Genomic DNA, 23432 nt, shown 5'->3' on the forward strand with positions numbered 1-23432 from the left:
TGCGACGTCGCTGTTTCATGTCCACACTCCATCTTTGCTAAAAGATTAGAGTGTTGCGCTGACCAATTGAGCCCGCCCTCATTTTCAGACCTCGCTTCACACAAGTGCGAAGTCTGCGTCAAACCCATTAAACGGACATCGTCAGGCAGTGCTTCCACGTCCGGAAAGTGCCAAGCGGACCAACGGCCGGCCCCGAAGCTACTTCGGATTGCGCGGGAACGGGATAAACCCGTCCCGGTTCGGCATTCTCACCTTGGGCAGCGACTGCGCATCGATCACATCGTTCGACCCGACGATCCCGTTGAGATCGAGGATATAGGCCGTTACCGCGTAGACTTCGTCCGCGGTAAGCGATTTCGACTCTTGGAATGGCATTGCGCGACGTACATAGTCGAACAGTGTTGTTGCGTAGGGCCAGTAACTTCCCACAGTCTTTATCGGTGTTTTGTCCGGTGCCAGTGTGCCCATGCCGCCGACGAGCGCTCCAGCGAGCACGACACTAGGCCCGATTCCCCTATCGCCGTGACAAGCCTGGCATTTCGCTACGTAGATGGCTTCTCCCTCGATGGCGGTGCCACGACCAGGCGGCAGACCTGCGCCATCCGGTCCGATGCTGATGTCCCACGCTGCGATGTCGGCGGGCTCGATCGATTGCCCGAACTGCGGGGATTGGGCCAGAGCGGCCGATCCGCTAGTCAGCACAGATACGCAGACTGCAACGGATTTAGACGTAAACATTGCTAGCCTCCCCCTTCTCGTCGATGCGCCAGCTTGCGATGGCGTTGTAGTGGTAGACCCCACGCAAGCCGCGCTCGTCGCCGAACTGCGCGCGCGTTGGCTGCATCATGCCCGTGTCGTCGGTGGCGCGACTCTGCAGCACGGCGGGACCGCCGTTCCATTGCCATGCTGCGCGGAAGCGCACCGGCGCCTTTGGCAGGATCGGGCCCTGCAAAGCAGCCGGCGCCCAGCTTCGTCCGCCGTCGGCCGACACGTCGACTTGTCGGATGCTGCCGTTGCCCGACCAAGCCTGCCCGGAAATCTCGTAAAATCCCGGTCCCCTCAGCGTGAGTCCCGGCGACGGACGCGTGATAACGGATTTCACTTCCATCGGGAATACGAACTGCCAGGCCTTTTCATCCTTGAGCAGGATCGTGTATTTCGATGTTTCGTCTTTGGTCATCGCGGGGTCGGCAGTCAACTTGAGCCGGCGCAGCCACTTCACGTTCATGTTGCCTTCGAACCCAGGCAGCAGCAACCGCACCGGATAGCCATTCGAAGGCCGCACTCGCTCGCCGTTCTGATAGAGACAGAGCAGCGCATCATCCATCGCCTTGGCGAGTGGGATGCTGCGGCTCATGGCGGCAGCATCTGCGCCCTCGGCGATCACCCAGCGCGCCTGAGGTTCGATGCCAGCTTCATCGAGCAACGTGGAGAGCCGCACGCCGGTCCATTCCGAGCAACCCAGCAGGCCGTGAATAGCCGCCACATTGAGCGGCTGCGCCTGAGGCGCGTTGAGCGCCTGGCTGTTGCCGCCACACTCGATGAAGGCGATGCGCGATTGCATCGGATAGCGCGACAGCGCTTCGACCGTAAACACAAGCGGGCGCTTCACAAGTCCATGGATCACCAGTCGGTGTTGATCGGGATCGATTTCTGGGACGCCGGAATGGCTACGCTCGAAATGCAGCCCGGATGGCGTGATCATTCCTTCGAGCATATGCAGCGGCGTGCGTGACGCGCCGACACCGGCCGGGTTGGGGGGCGGCGGAAAGACTTTGATGACCTTGCTCTCGAACGGTGAAGGCTGGCCGTAGCCCCCAAATCCCGGACCCGGCACCTTCATCCATGGCTGCACCGTAAGCGGTTCTGCCGATCCGCGGGACAGGCCCGCGCTGGTCGCACCGGCAACGAGCGCGCCTTCAAGAAAGATGCGGCGGCTTAGAATTCCATTGCCCGCCGCCGGATCGCCTGGTTCGGGATGAGTTTTTCCAACCATGAGCAGCCCTCCCTCGTTGCGGTCAAATTAAGCATTTCGCCTGCCCATGCGCACGGCGAATGCTCGGTGATAAACCAGCAAAAAAAAGATGGTCGGTTTTATTGAGCGTGCGATGCCCGCCGACGGCATTCCCCGGTGCCAATCGTCTCGAAGACGGAGACGTCGGCCCGTCCCGTCTCGAAAAACAGCTTTAAAGAAGATTACAGGATCCCACGCCCATCCAAAAGACCTTCATATTGGCTACGATGTCGCACAAACAATGCAGTCAAAGCCAATGGTCCCATGTCCGTGATGGGTCATTCGCGTCGGTTTTAGCCGGACCACGGCACTTCCGGTCTACCCCGGTGAACGGACATTCTCAGGATAGGCAGGCATGTCTCAAAGGTGCCAAGACCGGACATTATGGTTGCGGCCTGCTCAATCATTCGCTGGTGCGACGAGAAGGGAACGGCCGAACAAGCGACGCGTCACTCTGGCAGTCCTGCTCTGCGTAGGCCATCGAAATAACTCTGAGGCCATTTACCGCTACGAGACAGGAGATCAGATATTCGAAAACTGGGTTCAATTTCAAGTATCTGAGCCACTATTCTCTTGGCTTCTGCATCTCGCCCAAGGTGCGCTAGAGCAGCCGCGAGGCATCGATTGGCCAACCCGAATGTTTTGTTCTTACGAAGGGCTTTCATGGCCACGGCGACCGCCTCATCGAAGCGGCGAAGATCGATGAACGCAACACCTAGCATTGAATAGGTTACGAAAAGCGTTGGATCGAGCGGATTCAGCCGTATGCTGCGTTCAAAACTACATACCGCCTCTTGAGCCTGTCCTACATATACGCAGGTCACGCCTCTAAAACCCCACGCCGTGGCTGAGTTAACATTAAGAGCTACGGCTCGATCGACCATCTCTATCGCAGTGTCGAAATCACCTGACACGTAAGCTTTTGCGAGTCCAACGCAGGCCAGCGTATCTGAGTCATGCTCGTCGATACTAAGCACTAACTGGGCAAGCCGTGCCGCCTCCTTGAGATCCGACTGTGGATCAATAGCCCATCTTTGCATGAGGTTGATGGTGTGACAGACGGTGGCCAATGAGGCCGCGCGGCTGTAACGAGGATCAATCTCCAACGCGCGATAGAGCAGCCGAAGGGCTTCCTTCACCTCTTCACGATTCATCGCATAATAGTGAGCTGTCGCCCGAAGATACAGATCATAGGCGCTCAAGCTGTTCGGACGCCGCGCAGCCAGATCAATTTCAGCTTGCTGCAATTTCGGCTGAATGGCTGAGACGACTTTCACCGTTATCTCATCCTGTAAGGCAAAAATGTCGTTCAAATTGCCATCAAATCGATCTGCCCAAACATGCGCACCGGTCGTTGCATCGATCAATTGGCAGGCGATGCGAATTTTTCCCGTGGCCTTGCGCACGCTACCCTCTAACACGTAGCGGACACCAAGCTCGCGCCCGACCTGTTTGATGTCGACCGCCTGGCCCTTGTAGGTGAAGCTCGAATGACGCGCGATGACGAACAGCAACCGAAACCGCGAGAGGGCTGTGGTGATATCGTCGACTATGCCGTCCGCGAAATATTCCTGTTCCACATCGCCGCTCATGTTCTCAAACGGTAGCACGGCAATGGAGGGTTTATCGGGAAGCGCAAGAGCGGGTTTGGGCGATTCTTGGGGGTGTTCGGCGACTTCCGGGCCTCCGGGCTTCTGCACTTCCTGCACTGTGCCAACGAACCGGAAACCTTTGCGCGGCAGTGTCTTGATCAGGCGCTGTTCCTCACCGGAATCGCCGATTGCATTTCGCGCGCCATTCAGGCGGGTCGTGAGTGCCGTTTCGGAGACAATACGCCCGTTCCAGATGGCCTCGATCAGGTCATCCTTGCTGACGACACGCTCCCTGTTGCGGATCAGGTAGTCCAGCAAGTCGAAGACCTGCGGCGGGATAGCAACCTGTTCAGAGCCGCGAAGAAGCTCGCGGCGGTCGGTGTCCAAAGCGCAGTTCTCGAAGAGGTAACGCAAACTGCCGTCCCCCAAGCAGCCGCCGAACGTCGGGGCACCAACACGCCGGTAAGGCAAAGATTAAGCTGCCGGTGACGAAAATGTAAGGAGCAAGTAAAGCGCGCCAGCTCATGCCTTGGCATCCTCTGGGCCGATACAACACCCGAGGAGAGACCGCCATGAGCACGATGACCATATTAGGACAGCCCTCTGTGTCGACCCGGCAAGTCCCCGGCTTCATAAGGCGATGCTGGAGTGCGCTTCAGGAACGACGTAAACGCGAGCAGGTGCGGGCCGCCTTGTACGCCCTGAACGGCCGCGACCTGCACGATATCGGCATTGCCTATAGCGATATCGAGTACGTGGCCTCGAATCCGAACCTCGACCCGCGATGTATCTGACGCGGCGCGATGTCGCACTCCTGACCCACACCCGGGCTGGTGATCCCTGCTGTGAGTTAAAGCTGACTTCAGCCAGACCCCGGCCGCGTTAAAGCAGACATTGGAGGGACATTCCCGGAGGTCCGGTTAGTGCCACGAGCGGGCTTGGCAAAGCTGCTAGTGAGTCGGACTGGCTTCGCTAGGCTAACGCCGATACAAGCCACAGCCCGACATGCAGGCCGCGCCCATCTGCTCCAATATTTGCGGCGAGCGCGTTGCGAACCGCTTCTGTGGCCCGTATCCGTTGCTCGCCCGAGGCATTTTCGAGGAGCGCAGGCAACGGGCCAGCCTGCGTGATGAATGCCATGCTTTGCGTGGTGTCCTTGCCGTGGATCGGCACGTTGGTCGCCTTGAGTGCCACCTCGCGAAACCCAGCCTCAGTCAGGATGCCACCTAGGCGCTCCTCGCGCCCCAGCGAAAACATCCCCGGTGCCAATGGGTCCACCGGCGGCTGAGGCGGCACATGGAGCCGTGCAGCCTCGATCGGCACACGAAACCACGGACTCTCCGGCATGGTCCGAAAACAGACGAACACCAGCCGACCGCCTGCCTTCATGCCGCTACGGATATTAGTGAAGGCCCTGATAGGGTCATCGAAGAACATCACGCCGAATCGCGAATAAACTAGATCCGCCCAACTCGGTTCGAAGGCGTAGTTCGTCGCGTCGGCCAATGCGCAGGCTGTGTTGCTAAGTGTCGCTTCGGCAGCACGGTGTTTGGCGAAGTCGAGCATCGGACCCGAGACGTCGACGCCCAACACAGCGCCTGATGGTCCTACAACTTTAGCAAAGGCCAACAGTGTGTCACCGGTGCCGCATCCGATATCGATCACATGCTCGCCCAGCTTCGCTGCCGCAGCATCTAAGCTGACGCTCGTGACGGACGTGAAGACGTCACTGATTACGGCTTGCTGCGAAACCCATGCGTGACCCATGGTGCTGTTCCAAAACTCTGCTCCACGGGGGTTAGGCGTAGGTGCTGGCATTTGGCGAATGTCCTATAGTTCTAACAAGGCTGATGGAGTTATCCTCACAGGCTGCACGATATCTCAGATCGGACGCAAGGCTGAACTGTCCGCAACGGGTCATTTTCGGAAATCGACCCGCGTGCGTCCTTTGGTCCCCAGACAGCAGACGTCGCCGAGAAGTGCCAAAAGCTGCCATCGGTCAACCGCTACATTCCCTACTCGTCATGCACCAGCCTTCCAATCCAGTTTGCCTCGCGCATTCACGGTCTCATAGAGCGGACCGCGAGCGAATGCTTTGCCAAAGCGATCTTCGCGTCCAACGTATATGAACGCCTTGGTCGGCAGGCGCTCGCCGCTGGCGATTGGTAACGTGACGTCGATCAGCTTACGGTCATAAGAACTGCCTTCGCGCTCAAGTTGGTCGAGCCGGGCAAGGGTTTCGTCATCGACATGGTAGATTTCGCCGCAGACCGGCTGGCCGTTCGGATCATCAAGGATCACGGGAAACATGCCGGAAGGGTGAAGCATCGTAAGCATTCGGTAGGTGCTGATCGTGGCAACGTCATCGAAGAACTCCCTGACGGTCGCAAGCATCGGATGGTTTGAGTAACCTCGTTTGAGGGTGCCGTAGACAAATACACGGTGCGTCATTGGGGTCATGGCTGGTTCTCTTCGCGGTGCGTTAGCTGACGTTGCGCCCAAAGTCTCTCCTACGCACGCTTTTTTCAGTATCGGACCGCGGACCCCTGTTAGGATGCGACCAAGGGGCAGTCATCCAGGGATACGACAATTCGAAGGAGATCATTGATGGCCGAGCGGGAAATCCGCTTCGACGACGGGGCTGCCTACGAGCAAATGATGGGGATCTGGAGCCGGATCGCAGGCGGCATTTTTCTCAATTGGCTCGCTCCGCGCTCGGGCTTGAGCTGGATCGACGTTGGATGTGGCAACGGTGCTTTCACGGAGTTGATTGTCGCAGGCTGCGCTCCTGCTGAGGTCCACGGTATCGATCCATCCGAGGGGCAACTCGCTTTTGCCCGCACGCGGCTCGCAGCGGACGTAGCTCGGTTTCATCAGGGTGATGCCATGGCTCTTCCTTTTCCCAACGACAGTTTCGACGCAGCCGTTATGGCGCTGGTGATCTTCTTCGTCCCCGATCCGACCAAAGGCGTCGCTGAGATGACGCGGGTGGTACGACCGGGCGGCATCGTCTCGGCTTATGCTTGGGACATTCCGGGTGGCGGACTTCCCAATGCACCGATTCAAGCTGAGATGCGCGCCATGGGTATCAAGCCAGTGCTCCCGCCGAGTGCCAACGTGGCGCGAATAGATGCTCTGCAGGAATTATGGACGCGCGCAGGTCTGGAAGCGGTAGGGACACATGAGGTCGCTGTTCAACGAGACTTTGATAGCTTCGACGACTTCTGGACGAGCTGTTTGCTCGGAGGCGGTATCGGCCCGGTAATCGCCGCGATGCCGTCCGGTGATGTGGAATTGCTTAAAACGCGGGTTCGCTCGCGCCTGCCGGCAGATGCGGTTGGGCGTGTTACAGCCAATGCGCACGCGAACGCGGTAAGAGGTCGTATGCCAATGTGATACGTCCGTTGTGGGTCAATCGCGCCACTTTCCCCGCGCGTCAGTTACTTCGGGGTCTTCACCGGCAAGCGGACATTCCCCGGGTTTATCGGCATGTCTTAAAGTGCCAAACTCGGACTTATGCGCCGCAGGGCAGCGGCCTCCCGAGCCGCCGCCGTTTCGACGCAGGTACCACCCGTCTTTGTGGAGGGGTTTCTCCTTTGATTTAGAGTGACTGGAGTGCCTCTTTAAATCCCTTGAGCGCATCCGCCTGCTTTTTGTTCTCCAGGGCCCTGACCTTGTTGCCGCCAGACACCGCATCGAGCTCCTCGGAGGACAACTCGTGCAGCTTCAGAGCTTCGCTCTTTGCATTGATTGCATTTGCAGTCATCACAGTTCTCCTTTGATTTAGCCCAGCGCGATCATCCAACGCTGGTACGGCCACATTTAGCGTCATCCCTTCTCGTCGCGATGTGACGGCGGTCACAGAACGCTGATTTAACCGGGGCGCTCGCCTGTAAGCTGTGCGTGGCAGCGAAATCTTCCCGCTTACGTCGGCTTGGGGTCAAAGGCTACAGGTCGTCTGCGGCCAGGTCCTGTGTGAAGTCCGCTTCGACCCGAAATCCGACCTGATTCCGACGCCTGATCCAGTGGCACATGCTTCTCGCCTTCTGTAACCAAGCCGAGGAGTACGGCCATGCAGGATCAAGTGAACGCCACCCCTGAGCCAAAGCGGGTGCCGTGGAACAAGGGAAAGCTCACCGGGGCAAAGCCACCGCTGCGACCCAAACACGTCTGGTCGATCCGGACGAAGCTCCAGATCGAAGGCCGCGCTCGCGACCTCGCCATGTTCAACCTGGCAATCGACAGCAAGCTTCGCGGCTGTGATGTCGTCGCCATCCGCGTCGAGGATGTAGCCGCGGGCGGATACACAGCGGATCGCGCAACGGTGCGGCAGAAGAAAACCGGGCGGCCGGTCAGGTTTGAATTGAGCGAGCAAACCCGCCAAGCAGTCGATGACTATCTAAAATCCACCGGTAAACGGCCCGGAGCGTTCTTATTCACCGGCCGTCGCGGCCCTGACCGCAGTATGACAACCCGTCAGTATGCGCGGCTCGTATCGGACTGGATCGGAAGCGTCGGGCTGGATCCCCGACTGTTTGGCACGCACTCACTGCGACGCACAAAAGCGACCCTGATCTATCGACGGACCGGCAATCTCAGGGCTGTCCAGCTCTTGCTCGGGCACACCAAGATCGAAAGCACGGTGAGATATCTCGGCATTGAGGTCGATGACGCGCTGGCAATAGCGGAACAAGTGGATGTCTGAAATACCCGGGCAGAGCGGACATGCTCTGCCCGCCCTTCGACAGCCGGTTCGTGCCAAACTCGGAAATGTCACCCTTGCGAGCTTAGGCCGCTGTTCCTTCAGCAACCGACGTCGGCTCGGGCTTTGTCAATTGGCGCTCCGGTGGACTACAGCATATTAACGCGCTGACTAGCGGCTTCAGCATTGGCAGAGGCGCCCCCAACAGGTACCATTTGAGAAGTGTGCCAATCCGCTGCTAGACCTTGGGTGGCAACTGTACGGCACCGACAGCTGGCCAAGTCGCGAGGTCCGTCATGGCTGCACCCGTTACACATTACGTCAAGAGCGACGATGTTCATATCGCCTATCAGGTTGTAGGCAATGGACCGCAAGACTTACTATTCGCCCCGGGATTTGTGTCACACGTCGAGGCGTTGTGGCAGGCGCCAGCGCGCAGCGCTTTTTTCCGTCGCCTCGCATCATTCTCTCGTCTTATCCTCTTCGACAAGCGCGGCACCGGAATGTCGGATCGGGGATCGCAGATCTTTACGCTTGAGCAGCGTATGCACGACGTGAGTGCGATTCTGGACGAAGTCGGGTCAGATCGAGCAGCTTTGTTTGGCGTGTCTGAGGGAGGGCCAATGTCCCTGCTTTACGCCGCCACATATCCCGAACGCACATCTGCGCTGATCTTATATGGCACGTATGCGAAGCATAGCTGGGCGGTCGACTATCCGTGCGGCTGGACCGACGAACGATGGGACCGTTTCTTCGAAAATCTCGAACGTAATTGGGGCACACCACAAGGAATCAGTCTCGAGATGTGGGCCCCGAGTCTTGCTCACGATCCGAGTATCGCTGAAGGCGTGGCTTCTTACTTTCGGACGGCAGCGAGCCCCGGAGCAGCCGTTGCGATCATGAAGATGAATCGCGAAATCGATGTCCGGCATATTCTGCCGGCGATCAGGGCTCCGACGCTGATTTTGCACCGCGATGGAGACCGGGTCATAGATATAGAGAGCGCGCGTAGAATGGCTCAAGGCATCGCGGGAGCCCAGTTGATCGAGCTACCGGGCATTGACCACCTCTACACGGTTAATGGGGAGACAATCCTCGACCGCGTCGAGCAGTTCTTGACGGGCAAGTGCCATTGGCAGGACCGGGAGCGGGTGCTCACTACGGTTCTTTTCGCGGACATCGTGGGATCCACTGAACGGGCTATCGCGCTCGGCGATCATTCGTGGCGCGAGTTGCTTGCCGCGTTCCATGCAAGAGTTCAGGAGATGCTTCGGAATTTTGGCGGACGCGAAGTTAGTACTGCGGGGGACGGTTTCCTTGCGGCTTTTGATAGCCCGGCACGAGCCGTCCGCTGCGCGGGTGCGATCCGCGAGGTCGTGCGTTCGCTCAACCTCGAAGTCCGCTGCGGACTGCATACCGGGGAATGCGAGGTCGTAGGTGAAGACCTGGCCGGCATCGCAGTGCACATCGGTGCTCGCGTAGCGGCACAGGCGGCCCCTGGCGAAGTGCTCGTTTCCCAGACCGTTCGAGACCTTGTGGCTGGCTCCGGATTAAGGTTCGCGGATCGCGGCGCACACGCATTGAAGGGTATTCCCAGCGAGTGGCGCTTGTTTCAAGCAATTGTGGAGTGAGTCCGCACTTAGGCTCGTGGACCTCGACTGGCAACAGTTCGGATCACACTCAGATGAGTGCGGCGTTTCGCTGCATGATGCGGGTCAAACTGAGAAGTCCGGGTGCACGACGGGGGAAGTCGGCTTTACCCTCAAGAACGGACGTGGGCAGCCGACTTGTCAGGTCCGAAAAGTGCCAACAGCGGCCATGGGAAGGCAACGACACGAAGACTTCTCAAAGAAAGATAGATAGTCATTCGCAACGAAAGCTTCCGGCATCTTTGATTTCTCCCGTTCCCGAGTACGTTGCCTTCTTTGGAAACGCGCATAACGGGCGCGTCCACAAAACCTTGCCATCCTTGTCGGTCTTGGTTGCAAGCATGCTATCCGGTGCAACACCGTCTTCCGCCCATTTTTCAAGCGCACTTAGCGGATCGAACCCCGCCTCGGTGATGCCCGGACCGGCTTGCGCGGGAATACCACAGTGATCCATGCCCGGAATCATGAAAAGGCGAAAGTGGTCAGCAACGCTTCCGCCTGCGGCCTTCTCGGCGGTCGCGTAATAGTCGAGCGTGTTTTGCGGCGTGACGATCGGATCGGCGAGCCCGTGATACATCAACAGCTTGCCGCCACGCGCCTTAAACCTCGATAGATCAGGGTTCATTGCATTGTAGATCGCAGCCATGAAAGCGAGACGCGGCGGATCCTTTTCGAAATCGAAATCGGCGGCACGGTAGCGCTCGCCTGGATCGTCCTGAAACGCCATGTAGCGCAGGAAGTCGAGACCAAAGCTGTAGATCAACTTGCCCCCGGCAGGCTCAAGCCCTGTCACCCACAAAGGCCAGTAGGGTTCCGAGCCCTTCGGCAGACCGCCCGGGTACAACTGCTCGCCTCGGGAGTTCTTGGGGCCAGCGTACCACTTCTCGAGGACCGCCGCTTCGGCCGCGCTCAGGCATTCCGAGTTCTGCCCTGCCTTGCAGATCAGACTCGCGGGTTTGAAGGTGCATGCGGCAGGATCGACGACGAGACCGGTTGCATCGCCGCACTGGTTAGCGACCGCGTCACGGATCAACGGAACCTTGGCTTTGGTCAGAATATCCTTGCCGTCGGGGCCTGTGTTGGCTTGCACCAGCCAGGCAAAGTGCGTCGCAACGAGGCCGGTGTAATCGAGCGCCGGAGCGCCGCTAATGATCCCGTCAAAATCGTCAGGATAGCGTTGGGCTTCCAGCGCCGCCATTCGACCGCCGGTCGAGCAGCCGGCGAAATAGGACTTCTTTTGCGGTTCGTCATAGAAGGCGCGGATAATCGCCTTTGTAACTTTCGCCGTCTCTGTAACGGCGCGGCTGCCCCAGTCGATCTCGGCAATACGATTGTTGTAAGCCCAGCGTCCGTCCAGCACTGAGAGACCCCAGTGACCGGCATCCATCGTTGAAACGGCATAGTTGCGCCGCAGCGCATAGTTCATCGCATTGGTGAAGCCGACCCGGTCGCTGTCGAGTGTGCCGCAGAAGCCGCCACAGCCTGCCATGAAGAACTTCCCATTCCAGTTCTGGGCGGGCAAGCGAATATCAAAATTAATCGCGGGGCGCACGACACCCAGTACGCGGCAGTGTGAAGGCAGGTCCGTAGACTGAGTGACTTTAGTCGCCGAAAGCAAGTTGACGTTGTCGATCTTTAACCCCGCCAAAGATTCGCAGGCGAGAGGGGTTTGAGCGTGGCCGGCACCTGGAACGATTGTTGCCGCAACAATGGTCAATGGGACTAGTCGTACGAGAATGCGCTTCATGGCCATCTCCCCTAACCAGCAGTTCAAGGCGATCCGAGTTGATCAATCATAGAGAGGGCCAATAATAATTCATAGAATGCAAAGCCTGCCGGATGTCCGAATTGGGTCAAACTCGGAAGTCGAACCGGTCGAGGCCGACTTCCGCTTTACCCCTCAAAGTCGACATCCAGCGGGCGGGCCGGGATGTCCGTTGAGTGCCAATTGCGGACTCACCTATCCTGAAAGGCGGCGTAGCGTTGCGCTACGCTTAAAGAGATTCGTGCCGCGCCGCCGCAAGCAAACAAATGGCCCGACGATATTGCACGTCGGGCCATTCAAGATCGTCCGCCTCGGTTACATCCGCCGAGCCTTCAGATCAAACAACTTTCTTTGATTGCGCCATCTAATTTGGGCATTGATGTGACAACCGCACGGCGTGAAGCGGCTCACATTCGGCATTAAAGCGGCTCGCGTGCGCAGAAGCTCTGACTGATGTCGCGATCCCTCCGCTGGTCGGCTTCAAGTTCTTCGACAATGAGCCGAAGCAAACATAGGGCAAGCGGATCAGTAACCTCGCGCGAGAGAAACTGATAACGCTCGATCTGAACTTCCTGCTCTCTCAACTGGCGATTTGTCATGAGTTGCGCCCTCCGACAAACTTACGCCGAGAGGGCCCACTTGTTTCATTAAAGTTTTCCGATCATTTGAGATGGTTTCTAATTGATGAATCAACGATAGCGACCGGCGAGCGTTGTTGCCGAGCTGCGCCTTGGCGTTTGACTACCGCGCCGCGTAGATTCGCCGTCTGATGGCGCAGCGGTCAACGATAACATCGGCGAACCGTCCATCATCAACGCGGTAGCTGGGTGCGCGGTGAAGATCACCAAAATGCCGCTCACGCTGTTGCAATCACGCAACCTTCTGTTTGATCCGAAACGATAGGGTTCTGGTTTCGGATCAAAGGTGGCCCATGTTCGACGTGTACCTAAACCATAAACGTGATCTGCTGGTGGTGAGGCAAGGATCGTCGATGCCGCTCGGTGACACGTCGGGGAGATGGCAAAAGAGAAAGAGGCGGGTCGCCAACGTCAGCGACGAGATCAAGTCCACCGTTCAGAGGCAGGGCTATTACATGCGGAAGCGAAGTGAGTTGAAGACAAACTAGAATCAAGCCCGGATTTTCAAGCTCGGCTCCACGGCAGTTCAGACCGAGGTCTTAAGCACCTCGTTTTGGGCTTATACCTAGCAATTGTCGCCTCGCCGCTTATTGCAGGAGATTTGATCGGACAGCGAGCGTGATCGATGGCGACACACTCGAAATCGCGGTGAGCGCATTCGCATTTTGGGCATCTACGCACCAGAAACCACGCAACTGTGTCGCCCCCGCGTGGTCAATCCTGCTCAAGGTGAGTGAAGGCTGCCTCAGGCGGCGGCCTCGTGCTGCCCTCTCGCTCGGCCACATGAAGAAGGCTCCCAAACTAAAATCATCGCTAGACGCTGTATTTCAAACGCTGTTTCAAACAATCGCTTTCATCAAACTACAGCTGAAAATCTCAAAGCGAACCGACACCTTTAAAGCCCATTGGTATCTTGACGGTACGCAACTGGGGGATCGTGGGGCGCGGCCGTGTTGGAAGTGTTGGTTACCAAGCGGGGCTCGACCAAGTGGGAATGGCGGGTCTGTGACCGCTACGGGGTCACGATTATCGGCGGGTTTGAGAGCACCCAGCCAGCTGCCAAATATCGGGGTAATCGGGCGCTATTTCTGTTGTTGTCTACGCGCTGGACATGATGATCAGCAAAGTTGCGCGCCAGAGTGCGATCAGCAGTCGAATGTAACTAGCGGCATTAGCAATATAAGGGTCGCGGGAGCCAAACAAATGGCCCCGAGGCTATTGCGCGTCGGGGCCATTCAAGATCATCCGGCCGGTTTGACGCGGCTGGTCTATTTCGGCGGCCTTCCACGCTTGCCGAACGAAATCCCTTGAGCATCCGCCGCCTTGCGCAGTAACCCTGCCTTTTTCAAGGCTTCTGTCTTCTCAGGCCCGCGCGGCATTGACGGCACAGACCCGTCTAACCCGATTGTTTGCTGGTTTTCATCGCTTGTTCGACCTCATCGGCTAGTCGATTGAGATGCTGGTGCAGTCGGTCGAACATCTCGCGTTTGGTCATATCGGTAGCTAGGTCACGTATCAGCGCGGCCTCTGCCGCGTCACGGCGGAGCTTCTCGATGGACGCCTGATAATCCTTCACGGGAGAACCCCCATGGTCTTGTCCCTGAAAAATAGCCCACAGCCCAAAGCGTGCCAATAAGTCTCGCATGTTGGCCGGGTCCTCCTGAGGCCGCGACCTAGCGCGGGGACCGCGCGACCGGACCCTATCAACTATTTCACTCCAAGCATTCCCGGTTCTAATTTTTGTGTACGATCAGTATACAAATGCGATGCGCGGTGTCGCGTGTCGCATGGGACTGGCGGTAACCTACTCGGGGATGATGTCGCTTTTGGCGGAGTTCAGCAAAAGTTTGGCGTGAGCTCACAAGAACCGCTGTGTCCGGAATGATAGCCGCGTTGGACTGAATGCGGAGCCGTGGCGGCTCGGGGGAGCCATCATGGTTGTCGGACGGGACTATTTGCTGCGCTTAGTCGCAGCGCTGCTGAAAGACGCTCAATCAACGGCTGACCTTCGGGAGGCGGGAGAGCTAACGCAACGCGCTGCCGATATCCTGACGCTGATTGATGAGTTGAGCGCGCCGGACGAGGATGATCCCAACACACTAACGCAGTGAGTACGGCAGGTCGCTTTGGTCAGGGCCTTCTGGCGGGGCGGAGCAGCCCTCTTTTGCAAACGGCTCGTTCTGCAAGTGGCGCTTCACGAGCAAGCCTATCGCGCTCCTCCACCCCAAACAGGGCCCTTCGGGCCGGTCCCCGTCAGCCACGCGGATGTCCGCTCTGGGTTCGCGTCGGTTTGGCGCGGCCCATGCCGAGGTCCGATCTACCCGGAGAACGGGCATTCCCAGGATAGGCCGGCGGGCTCGGCGGCAAGATCGTCCTGCTATCATGTCTCGCCGGGTCACGCCCCTCGCAAGCGGAACCTGAATTGCTCTTGTTCTGTTAGGTATAGGCCGAGCGGTCCCCAAAAGCCGAGCCAACCTATGCCCAAGGTCCTCGTTTCAATGCCGCGGAATTGCAGCGCCGAGCGTTGTTAGAAGTGAGAAAGCAGCCCGGCTGTCATAACGTCCAGGAAATAGTGATCAATCGAATTGCAAGTCACGCTGAAAATAACTGGTCGCTCTGTGTGCTCGCAGCGGGCGCGGCAGATGCCAATACCGCCGCGCGCGCCGCGGTTCACGTCCAAACTGTTTTGCGCCGGGACTATGATCTGCTGATGGATTGATCTGTAGGTCTATAAATGGATGCCGGAGATCAAAATGGACCACCGCTTCACAATCTCGATATTCACGATTGAGATCAACGATAGGCCAACGCTTGCGTTGCAGGCTAAGAGGCACGCGGACGCGGAACGTCTTTGCGAACACGGCAGGTTACGCACAAAGTTAAGCACAATCACGTCTCATGGGACGCCGTTGTGCGACGCCACGGCCATGATGAAGGTCAGGTTGGCTACCGCCGAAGAAGCAGCTCTTTATCGGCGAGCAACGCAATCGACCGAGTCATCAAGTGACACTAACGTTGTGTATCTTATGGATCTCGATGGATAGGCCGCGAGTGTCCGCTTTGCCACGCATTACGAACTGCAACGCGGACATAGCACCCAGTCCAAAAAGTGCCAATCGCGTCGGATTGAGCCTTTGCGCCGCAGCAAGTAAGTCGTGAATACTTATGCATAGCAAACAAATGGCCGACCATATTGCACGTCGGGCCATTCAAGATCATCCGCCTCGGTTACATTCGCCGAGTCTTTAGATCAAACAACGTTCTTTGATTGCGGCATCTAATTCCTCGCGCTAATCGTAACCGCCCTTGTGATGTTGTGCTCAGGTTGGCTCGTTCTCGCGTTCGGCTAGGCGCTCAATCGCGCGCACAAGGAAACTTGCTTCCTATGTGGCCGCGACTGAACTGGCTGACGTGCTTTATAAAAAACGGCCCCAGCTCGGGGAAGCAGACTTACCGCGTCAACATGTTGACCTCAAATCACAGAAACGTCTGTACACTTGTGAACGCAGGAACCGAGTTGCGCGAAATGGATTGGCGCTCCCAAAATGGGTCGATCGACCATTGGAGGGAAAAGCAGGACGACGACCCCCGCCCGGAAGCCATCCGTAGGCTTGTGGAGTTGGGGCTGAAGGTGAAGAGCAAATGAAAACCGACAGCGCAACGAGGGCACATGATTTCTACTTTTGATCGGGATTTTGATTATCGTGGTCGTCGGCGCGATCTGCTTTTGGGCGATTGAAAAGTTCGCGCCCGACGCCTGGCGAATCTACTCAAGTTGCTCGTTGTACTCGTCGCCGCGATTATGCGATTGATGGTGCTGACTTATTAGCCAGTGCAATCGAAAGCAAAGCTTTACGGGTCTTTTGTTCCAGCACATCAACGCTGAAATACTGTACGGCTTGCTCACCAAATCGCCTTGCTGAAACTTAGCATCCGCGTTTCGATCGATGCGCGGGTCCTTGGCGCGACACCTAGAGACTCCGAGCTTTAGCCTCGTGCCATCTTTCCTGCATAACCCCCGCCGTCTTCCCAGACCGGCGGGGGTTCCGCTTTCACGCCATCTTCGAAGTTTACATCGAGGATAGCTGGTGGCTTATCGATCCCACACGGCTTGCACCGATCGAAGGCATTGTGCGGATAGGAAGCGGCCGTGACGCATCCGACATCGCATTCCTTACCTCCGACAAACAATGTCAGGTAATTCGTCAAACGATTAATATTTCGAGGACGCCGTGAACAGGCTAAGCCCAAGCTCTTTGGTCCGCGCCCGGGTACGGGGTCGTCGCACCAAGGGCGTCAGGGAAATCCGTATTACCGTGCACCCGAAGATCAAATTGCTTCCCGCGCCAAGCGAGCAGCGGCCCAAGCGATCTCCTTCAACCATTTGTTGTCAATGCTGACACGGGTCAATCCGCTTGGTCCTAATGGCGGCGACCGTGGCGACGGTGATAGCGTGGAGCGGGAGCTAAGGCCATTGATGATCCGAACGTTCCCGACGGGTCTGTAAAGGCACTCGTCGGCTGGAAGAACAGCGGCATGGCTGCCGCAGTGGCGGGGCGTTGACGGCCTCGGCCGGCGACGCCGGTCTCACCCGATCCCATTTGCATGACAGTCGCGGTCACGTTGCGATGGGTACAGCGGCAGCCGAGCGCGTTTGCGGCTGCCGGTGATAGATCAAGAAACGCGCCGGTGAACGGGCCGCGATCGGTCACCGTGACCTGGATCGACCGGCCACCGCTCTGGACCGTCAGTACCGTCCCGAAAGGCAGCGTCCGGTGTGCAGCCGTCATTGCGCCGCAGTTGAATGGCGCTCCAGAAGCCGTGCGACGTCCGCACAGGCGGTCGCTCCCGCCGTAGTAGGTGGCGGCTCCGGAGAGACGATGTGCCTCAGCGACGGAGCAAAGGGAAAGAAGAACGATTCCGGTCGCAACGATTCGTTTCCTGCTGGGATCCTCAGGTGTCGTAGCGACCGCGGCGCCATCACATTCCGCTAGCCCCCAGCGGCCCTCAGGCAATGTTGGGATGGTCGAAACGTTCCAAGGACTGACGGGCTGAATCGGCTGCATGCTCGAGCGCGGGAACTTGCGGCAGTAACCGGTACCGGTACCTGATGCGATTCAATCCCGCATCACCGCCCCCGGGGGCTCCCCACCCCCTCCGCTCGAGCGCGCTTGAATCTGAGGCGGACATCTAAAGCCCAATACAGGAACCGAACAAACCTGCAGAAGTTGATGATTTGATAATAACTTGACATGAGATGCTGCATGGGTGCGCGCAACTGGATTATTGGATTGATTGTCAGCCTCGTCCCGATGGCAGCCTTTGCGGACAGCACGCAGTGGCGGCAATTTGCTATCCCGAGTACCGGCGCTAAAGTAGATATCCCGGTGAGTATTTTCACCGAGGATGCGGGAGCGCCAGAGGGCGGCCCGGGGCGGCGCTTTTTCACAAGCGACCGCCGAGCAGATTTGACTCTGCAGTCAGTTCCCAATCCTGAGAACGACTCGCCTGCCACTTTTCTTGCAAAGCAGAGGCCTCCTGCTGACATTCAGTACAAACGAGTGACACCACGTTTCTTTGCAGTGTCCAGCATTCGCAATGGGCGAACCTGGTACAACCGCTGTAACCGAGTGAACGAATACATGAATTGCGTCCTAATAAATTATCCAGCCGCGGAAGACCGTCAGTGGGATTCGGTCGTCACTCGGATCAGCCTGTCGCTCGGAAACTAGCAGTAACCGGTACCGGTACCTGACCAATTTCAATCCCGGCATACCGCCCCCCGGAAACCACCATCCCTCGTAACCAATATCCGGTCTCAGCCACGGTCGAGCAAATTAGCAGCCACACTGGCGATATAGCGGCGGCGAACGAGGCGTGTGTCAGGGCATGATGGCGTGCAGGGGACCGGACGTCATGCGGAACAAATCGGTCTGCCCATCGTATCCGGAGGGAGGCCGAACGACGAGGCATGGATGCGCGACCCAAACACCGTCGCAGCGATTGTCAACGCCTTACGGCAAGTTTATGGCGACGACATCGCGCGGGTCAGTTTGAACGACGGCTTATCGCTGGCCGCGCTGATCGAGGTCCTGTTGTATTCACCGCTGAAAAACCACGACGCGATCAAGTTGATTACGCGGGCGCTTAGCTCCGGCGATTTCATCGTGACACCGGACTTTGGACCCGTCTGGCATCTCAAATATTTCTATGACCGTCCCAGATCGCTGCACGTCGTGGACATAGCCGTCATGACCCTGGATCAGGGCACTATTCCAAGCACGGAGATCCACTTACGCCTGCCAAACGACAATTGACCGCGCCAGTGACCGCGCCGCGCGGTGACGGTAAGCGCGTGCGGATGGCGTCAGGCGACGGGGCGGTGTGTCGTAGTGGAAATGGAGTCGGCGCAACAAGCCGTCACCGGAAGCTGGGGTAAGACGGTGACGGCCTCTGCTTCGCTCACGCAATACTAATGTCCCCAGAAGGACGGGCCGATGGTGTTCTGAGCCGGTTCACGATCCGTTAACGACACGGGATGCTCACCGATTAGGAGCCGCGACGTTTGGATGGGCGCACCGTGTGATAAAGCCAAGGCGCTGCAACGGCCATTGCCGCACGATGCACTCAGGATCGCCACGCGCGGGGCCGACAAAGAAGATCGCGCGCGCGAACGCAACTCAACAACCCTTTCCTTGACGGCCTCGGATGAAGCGGCGGCGTCCTCCGGCTTCACCGACCTGTGCCTGCCGACAAGACGGGGCGATCTATTGACATCAGCGCACACCACCGAAATGCGAACGAACTACGAGCCGCAATCCGAGGCCGCGACCGCGCGCATTCTGGCGAGCGCAACCGGCATGGCCGCTGCCTTATCTTGCGGATGCGTCTTCGCAGCTATCGTTTCCGCGCTCTTGCCACGGCTTTCGTGACGAGGGATGTAGAAACCCTCTGCGGAATACTCGGAAATCTTGTTCCGAAGCGACCGCACTGAGACGCCAAGCAGATGCGCCGACACGGTTCTATTCCCTTGAGTATGAGCGAGGGTTTCTAAGATCAGGTCCCGCTCTACGACACTAATGGTCGAGCCGACCAGCCGCCGAGCGAGACGACGGCGTGACGAATAGGAAATTGGAGCGTGAGTACTCATTGCCTGATACTCCACAACACAACGCCCAACCCACCCCTTTCGTCAGGACACAACAATATAGTTAATAGTTTATGAAGGGTCTGAGATCGGCTGCGGTCATGGCTCGTCATGCCGATAGGTCGCCTGTCAGGCCCCTCACGCATGCCCATCGGATAGAGGGCATTGTGTCAAAGGGCGGATGAGCGCGAGCGCGAGGAGCAGTGGCGATGGCCTTGCTGGGCCTTTATCGTGCGCCTATGGGGGTGGAGGCGGACCTGCGCCATCTGCCGCTGATCGAGAAGCGGCGGCTCGCCAAGCTGAGGCCAAGCGGCGCTCCATGCAGGTCGTTGAGCATCTGCCAGTGTTTTCATCCACTCGATCCGTGCGGCGATGATCTCAGTGCGGCTCGGACCTTGGCGGCGATGATGCTGATCGGGTTTTTACCGCCGCGCAGAACTGCTCCGTGACCGCCGCCCTTTCGGCGGCGACGTCCCAGCCATTCGTCTCGGCGTTTTCCTTGGCCAACTTATGCTCGATCTGAAGTACCTGTTTGAAGGCTGCGTACGATTTCCAGTCGGCCTTGGACAGCTTGGCGGGGGGCGCACCGCAGACGTTGTGGGCAATCGCGTTCCGCACACCATTGCTGACGTCGCTCATGTGTTCATCGACCACGGCGGTGACGCGAGCCTTGCCGTATTGACTGTTGGCTGCGATGAAGTCCTTGCAGAAGGCGAGCCGTTGACCTGCGTCGCGGGCCTTGATGTAGGCCGTCTGCGTTTCGTAATTGAGGCGGAAGGCGAGTTTTTGGGCGTTCGGGTCGGATTTGACCGCTGCGAGCATGGCGGGGTGCTCACGCAAGATGGCGTCATTGATCCTGATGTCACAGAATTTGGCGAGGGAGACGACCGGAACGTAGGCCCGCACCTTGGCTTCCAAGGCATCGTTGGCGTTCGCAACTGGTGCGAACAGGCTGGCGGCGATTGTGAAAGCAGCGAGACAGCGTTTCATTGGTGACATTGCTCCAGATCACCGAACGGCAGCAGAGCCGGGTCGGGATCGCGGTGGCCGACCGCACACGCCAGCGCGGCTTCTCAGCCGTCAACCTACTGGGCGAATTCCTTGGACGGCTGTCGAGCAGCAGCGTTGATCTGAATTATGCTGTGGGATGTGGGCCGTCCTGAGGCCGAGGCCGCTTTGGCAAAGAGCAAGGACTTCGGCCAGCGACGGGAAATCATGAGTGGATATAACCGGTAGCAGCACCTGACCGATTTCAGACCGACATACCGCCTCCCCGGAGGCCCCCCCTCTAGCGATTTCGCCATGCAAACGAGACCGTCAACTGGGTTGGACTAACGGCAGTGCTTCGGCGGTGTCCCCATTGCCCCAACGGGAAAAAAGAACGACGGCGACCACGGCCACGCTGAGGACGACGGTGGCGATCCCGGCAACTTGGATTTTGAACGCCCGTCTCGGGTTAAATGGCATGCGCCATTCTCGACGGCAGGCGAGCGACCGCTTTGACCTATGTCAAGCAAGGATTGACGATGCTGTCCCTTGCTGGCTGGGTTGAACCGCCCGGCTGCTGCTCGTGCCAACGGTCAAAGGAGATCGCCGAATGTCCAAGGACAGCAAACTGACGAAAACGGCTGCCGTCTCCAGGAGAAAGCCAAGGAAAAAGGGCACCGTGTCCAAGGACAGCAAGCCGATGAAGACGGCCACCGTCTCCGACGACAGCAAACCGACGAAAACGGCCACCGTGTCCGAGGACAGCAAGCCGATGAAAACGGCCACCGTCTCCAACGACATGAAACCGAGAGAAAAGGGCGTAGCTGGCGAGACGCCGGTTTTTGACTTCACCAAACTTATGAGCCAGTTCCAACTTCCGGGCGTCGACTTCACGGCGCTTGTGGACCGTGAACGGAAGAACATCGAAGCTCTCGTCAAAGCGAATAGGATCGCTTTCGAGGGCTGGCAGCGCCTCGTTCGGAGGCAAGCAGAATGCTTGAGGAAACGATGAAGAAAGTGGTTGCCGATGCTGGTCAGGAAGACCCCAAAACGCGCGCGGATCTCGCAAAAGAGGGTTTTGAAAAGGCCTTGGCCAACATGCGAGAACTAGCCGAGATAACCACCCAATCTCAAAAAGAGGCCTTCGACGTGGTTCGCAAGAGGATCGAAGAGAACGTGGAAGGCATCCGAAATTTTGGAAAGAAAGCTGGCAAATGAACTACATCTCCGGCAGGTGCCTGACGCGATCGGGCGCGCGGAGGGTCATTGCTGTCGCAGCCGCTGATCTCCTCGGCTTCGTCCACGATGTTCGTCATGTGCCGCCTCCAATCCAAGGCTGTCTGTCCCGGCCTTCATGATGTCGGACCGGTAGCGGTACCCGATGCGATTTCAATCCCGCATTGCCGGCCCCGGAGCCTCGCACGCCTGGGACGGCTTATTGAGAAGGCTTAGATGCTTCGATCATCGCAAGTTCAACCGGATCTGCGAGGACTTCCGGTCTTCCCCCAGAAACGGACATCGTCGCGAACGGTCAGCACGTCTCAAATGTGCCAATAGGCGACATTTGGTAGCGACTTCGCTCGGCCGCTTCGTCGACGTGGAGCGAGCAGTGGAGCGCTCGCGATCCTGCAGTCTTCCGGTGTGATGCTGTTACTTGCCTTTGAGCTCGTCACGAAAGGCAATTGCTTCAAGCTCGACCCGGACGGCGTCCATGACAGGAACCACTGGCCGCGCTTCGAATACAAAGGCAGGCAGCATCGAGCAGAACTTGTGAACCGCCAACGGATTGTCGCAATCCAGCAGCATATACCCGCCCCAGTCCCCCACTCGTATGACGAACATCTCGATCTTGAAGTTGTCGGGCGCTTTCCATTGAGTGAAGACCTCCAGAATCCGCTTCTGGGCATTCTCGTACTCGATGGGCGATCCTTGCGAACGTTCGCTCCAGGTGATCATGTACTTCATCGGTATCCTCCTTTGTTTGTTGTGAAGTGGGCATTGGAGGGCTTGCCATCGAGCTAAGTCGGTAAATTGGTGCGCACGGATTAGGTCAAGAAGCGCTCCGCCGGCAGCTGGGCTGGAGCGCTGCGCACTCAGGGCAGACCCCGTCTGCTGCTTCGTGGAGCTGCCGGCTAATTTCTTTGTTTAGAGCTTCATGCTCCCATGTTGTGCCATCGCTTTTAACGACCTTAGTGGCACGAACATAGGCATGGGTTTCCGCAGCGTCATCACCGACACGGATTGTTTCATTGAGATGGAACGGGCAAATCGCTGTCGCGCGCGTCGTCGTCAGCGCATATCGAACGACAGAAGCGAGATCGTCGGTCCAGCTATCGACGGACATAAGAGACCTCTTTCAGCCAGCTCAAGGTCTTTCTCTTCAAAAGCATATCACAAAAATCATGCCGTACTTTGATGCGGTTCAAAGGTCAGTATTACTGATACACTGTGATTTTCGGCGCAGCGCGCTGGATCGTCGCCGTTGAACAAAACAGCTGGCTTGGTCCGCGTGATCATTGCGTCGTAATTGCCCGCAAGGCGTAATAGGCGTTGCTTAATGAATGGATCGGCTTGAGTGGCGAGTTCACGTATTTGTCGTGCTCGCTCCTTATAAAAATCATCGTCCATCTGGGATCCCCACTAAACACCTCAATGGCTTATAGAGACGATCTCGTCTTGTTCATGTGATTGAGGACACAGTTCAGGCATTTTCTGCGACTTACTGGTACCGTTCCGCGGGTCCTAACCGCTCGCGAATGCAGCGTTTACAGTTTCTTGCGCGGATGGTCGTCGGCCACCGCGGAATGCTTCCACGGCGATAACAAGAGATAAAGGTCGCAGGCATTCGCGCGCTGCGACCCGCCGGGCGCAAATAAATTAGTGCTTAAAAATGCTCGATCCGCCGGCCCGGTTATCCCAGAGACTGCCCCCGGTATCG

23 protein-coding genes and 1 pseudogene are annotated in these 23432 nt (G+C 57.9%); 10 read left to right on the forward strand and 14 right to left on the reverse strand.

Annotated elements, in window-relative coordinates; genetic code table 11:
• Positions 1–198 precede the first annotated feature (198 nt).
• The 3 genes from JQ597_RS36405 to JQ597_RS36415 all read right to left on the reverse strand — a co-directional run bounded on the left by JQ597_RS36405 (position 199) and on the right by JQ597_RS36415 (position 4020).
• Positions 199–738 carry a c-type cytochrome gene (locus JQ597_RS36405; protein WP_212270201.1) on the reverse strand — a complete coding sequence of 180 codons (540 nt, stop codon included), beginning with the start codon at positions 736–738 and terminating at the stop codon, positions 199–201.
• Positions 725–1996 (reverse strand): sulfite dehydrogenase, encoded by a 1272-nt coding sequence (gene soxC / locus JQ597_RS36410; protein ID WP_212000720.1) that lies wholly within the window; start codon positions 1994–1996, stop codon positions 725–727. The genes JQ597_RS36405 and soxC overlap by 14 nt, the downstream gene beginning before the upstream one ends.
• A gap of 467 nt (positions 1997–2463) precedes the next feature.
• The gene (locus tag JQ597_RS36415) at positions 2464–4020 is read right to left on the reverse strand and encodes a winged helix-turn-helix domain-containing tetratricopeptide repeat protein (protein ID WP_212270202.1); all 1557 of its coding nucleotides are present in this window, start codon (positions 4018–4020) and stop codon (positions 2464–2466) included.
• Positions 4021–4178: 158 nt separating this feature from the next.
• Between JQ597_RS36415 and JQ597_RS36420 the strand changes: the two genes are divergently transcribed.
• Positions 4179–4400 (forward strand): DUF1127 domain-containing protein, encoded by a 222-nt coding sequence (locus tag JQ597_RS36420; RefSeq protein ID WP_212270203.1) that lies wholly within the window; start codon positions 4179–4181, stop codon positions 4398–4400.
• Positions 4401–4578: 178 nt separating this feature from the next.
• On the opposite strand, the gene JQ597_RS36425 is transcribed toward JQ597_RS36420, so the two are convergent.
• On the reverse strand, positions 4579–5373 hold the full coding sequence (locus tag JQ597_RS36425; protein ID WP_212270204.1) for a class I SAM-dependent methyltransferase: 795 nt from the start codon (positions 5371–5373) through the stop codon (positions 4579–4581).
• 255 nt (positions 5374–5628) lie between these two features.
• Entirely contained in the window at positions 5629–6066 is a 438-nt protein-coding gene (locus tag JQ597_RS36430) for a gamma-glutamylcyclotransferase family protein (RefSeq protein WP_212270205.1), read from the reverse strand.
• A 147-nt stretch (positions 6067–6213) separates the two neighbouring features.
• Between JQ597_RS36430 and JQ597_RS36435 the strand changes: the two genes are divergently transcribed.
• Positions 6214–7002 (forward strand): class I SAM-dependent methyltransferase, encoded by a 789-nt coding sequence (locus JQ597_RS36435; protein WP_212270206.1) that lies wholly within the window; start codon positions 6214–6216, stop codon positions 7000–7002.
• Positions 7003–7207: 205 nt separating this feature from the next.
• Here the strand turns inward: JQ597_RS36435 and JQ597_RS36440 are convergent, their stop codons facing one another.
• Positions 7208–7372 carry a hypothetical protein gene (locus JQ597_RS36440; RefSeq protein WP_212270207.1) on the reverse strand — a complete coding sequence of 55 codons (165 nt, stop codon included), beginning with the start codon at positions 7370–7372 and terminating at the stop codon, positions 7208–7210.
• A gap of 306 nt (positions 7373–7678) precedes the next feature.
• Here JQ597_RS36440 and JQ597_RS36445 point away from each other — a divergent pair, with 306 nt between their 5' ends.
• Complete coding sequence (locus JQ597_RS36445; RefSeq protein WP_212270208.1) at positions 7679–8311, forward strand: tyrosine-type recombinase/integrase; 633 nt, start codon at positions 7679–7681, stop codon at positions 8309–8311.
• A 293-nt stretch (positions 8312–8604) separates the two neighbouring features.
• Positions 8605–9939 (forward strand): adenylate/guanylate cyclase domain-containing protein, encoded by a 1335-nt coding sequence (locus JQ597_RS36450; protein ID WP_212270209.1) that lies wholly within the window; start codon positions 8605–8607, stop codon positions 9937–9939.
• A gap of 232 nt (positions 9940–10171) precedes the next feature.
• Here JQ597_RS36450 and JQ597_RS36455 read toward each other — a convergent pair whose 3' ends face one another.
• The 3 genes from JQ597_RS36455 to JQ597_RS36465 form a co-directional block, all read right to left on the reverse strand.
• On the reverse strand, positions 10172–11704 hold the full coding sequence (locus JQ597_RS36455; protein WP_212270210.1) for a tannase/feruloyl esterase family alpha/beta hydrolase: 1533 nt from the start codon (positions 11702–11704) through the stop codon (positions 10172–10174).
• A gap of 437 nt (positions 11705–12141) precedes the next feature.
• Positions 12142–12321 (reverse strand): hypothetical protein, encoded by a 180-nt coding sequence (locus JQ597_RS36460; protein WP_212270211.1) that lies wholly within the window; start codon positions 12319–12321, stop codon positions 12142–12144.
• Between the two features lie 1435 nt (positions 12322–13756).
• On the reverse strand, positions 13757–13936 hold the full coding sequence (locus JQ597_RS36465; RefSeq protein ID WP_212270212.1) for a hypothetical protein: 180 nt from the start codon (positions 13934–13936) through the stop codon (positions 13757–13759).
• A 358-nt stretch (positions 13937–14294) separates the two neighbouring features.
• Here JQ597_RS36465 and JQ597_RS36470 point away from each other — a divergent pair, with 358 nt between their 5' ends.
• The gene (locus JQ597_RS36470; RefSeq protein WP_212270213.1) at positions 14295–14471 is read left to right on the forward strand and encodes a hypothetical protein; all 177 of its coding nucleotides are present in this window, start codon (positions 14295–14297) and stop codon (positions 14469–14471) included.
• A gap of 2310 nt (positions 14472–16781) precedes the next feature.
• Here the strand turns inward: JQ597_RS36470 and JQ597_RS38590 are convergent.
• Complete coding sequence (locus tag JQ597_RS38590) at positions 16782–17426, reverse strand: septal ring lytic transglycosylase RlpA family protein (RefSeq protein ID WP_212270214.1); 645 nt, start codon at positions 17424–17426, stop codon at positions 16782–16784.
• 198 nt (positions 17427–17624) lie between these two features.
• On the opposite strand from JQ597_RS38590, the gene JQ597_RS36480 reads away from it, so the two are divergent.
• From JQ597_RS36480 to JQ597_RS37980, 3 genes are all read left to right on the forward strand, one after another.
• Positions 17625–18092 (forward strand): hypothetical protein, encoded by a 468-nt coding sequence (locus tag JQ597_RS36480; RefSeq protein WP_211997607.1) that lies wholly within the window; start codon positions 17625–17627, stop codon positions 18090–18092.
• A 243-nt stretch (positions 18093–18335) separates the two neighbouring features.
• Positions 18336–18677 (forward strand): hypothetical protein, encoded by a 342-nt coding sequence (locus JQ597_RS36485; protein ID WP_212032596.1) that lies wholly within the window; start codon positions 18336–18338, stop codon positions 18675–18677.
• Positions 18678–18929: 252 nt separating this feature from the next.
• Entirely contained in the window at positions 18930–19292 is a 363-nt protein-coding gene (locus tag JQ597_RS37980) for a hypothetical protein (protein WP_249133718.1), read from the forward strand.
• Positions 19293–19330: 38 nt separating this feature from the next.
• On the opposite strand, the pseudogene JQ597_RS37985 reads toward JQ597_RS37980, so the two are convergent.
• Positions 19331–19510: pseudogene (locus tag JQ597_RS37985) on the reverse strand (helix-turn-helix domain-containing protein); the annotation flags it as partial.
• A gap of 375 nt (positions 19511–19885) precedes the next feature.
• Positions 19886–20497 (reverse strand): hypothetical protein, encoded by a 612-nt coding sequence (locus tag JQ597_RS36495; RefSeq protein WP_212270216.1) that lies wholly within the window; start codon positions 20495–20497, stop codon positions 19886–19888.
• 607 nt (positions 20498–21104) lie between these two features.
• On the opposite strand from JQ597_RS36495, the gene JQ597_RS36500 reads away from it, so the two are divergent.
• Positions 21105–21506, forward strand: a complete 402-nt coding sequence (locus JQ597_RS36500) for a phasin family protein (protein WP_212270217.1) — start codon at positions 21105–21107, stop codon at positions 21504–21506.
• The gene (gene phaP, locus JQ597_RS36505; RefSeq protein WP_212270218.1) at positions 21488–21712 is read left to right on the forward strand and encodes a TIGR01841 family phasin; all 225 of its coding nucleotides are present in this window, start codon (positions 21488–21490) and stop codon (positions 21710–21712) included. The genes JQ597_RS36500 and phaP overlap by 19 nt, the downstream gene beginning before the upstream one ends.
• Before the next feature lie 432 nt (positions 21713–22144).
• Here phaP and JQ597_RS36510 read toward each other — a convergent pair whose 3' ends face one another.
• Both JQ597_RS36510 and JQ597_RS36515 read right to left on the reverse strand, forming a co-directional pair.
• Positions 22145–22459: a DUF3303 domain-containing protein gene (locus JQ597_RS36510; protein WP_212270219.1), complete on the reverse strand. Its 315-nt coding sequence runs from the start codon at positions 22457–22459 to the stop codon at positions 22145–22147.
• A gap of 435 nt (positions 22460–22894) precedes the next feature.
• Positions 22895–23122 (reverse strand): hypothetical protein, encoded by a 228-nt coding sequence (locus JQ597_RS36515; RefSeq protein WP_212270220.1) that lies wholly within the window; start codon positions 23120–23122, stop codon positions 22895–22897.
• Positions 23123–23432 lie beyond the last annotated feature (310 nt).

It is taken from the genome of Bradyrhizobium sp. AUGA SZCCT0177, assembly GCF_018130125.1.
Classification (GTDB): Bacteria; Pseudomonadota; Alphaproteobacteria; order Rhizobiales; family Xanthobacteraceae; genus Bradyrhizobium.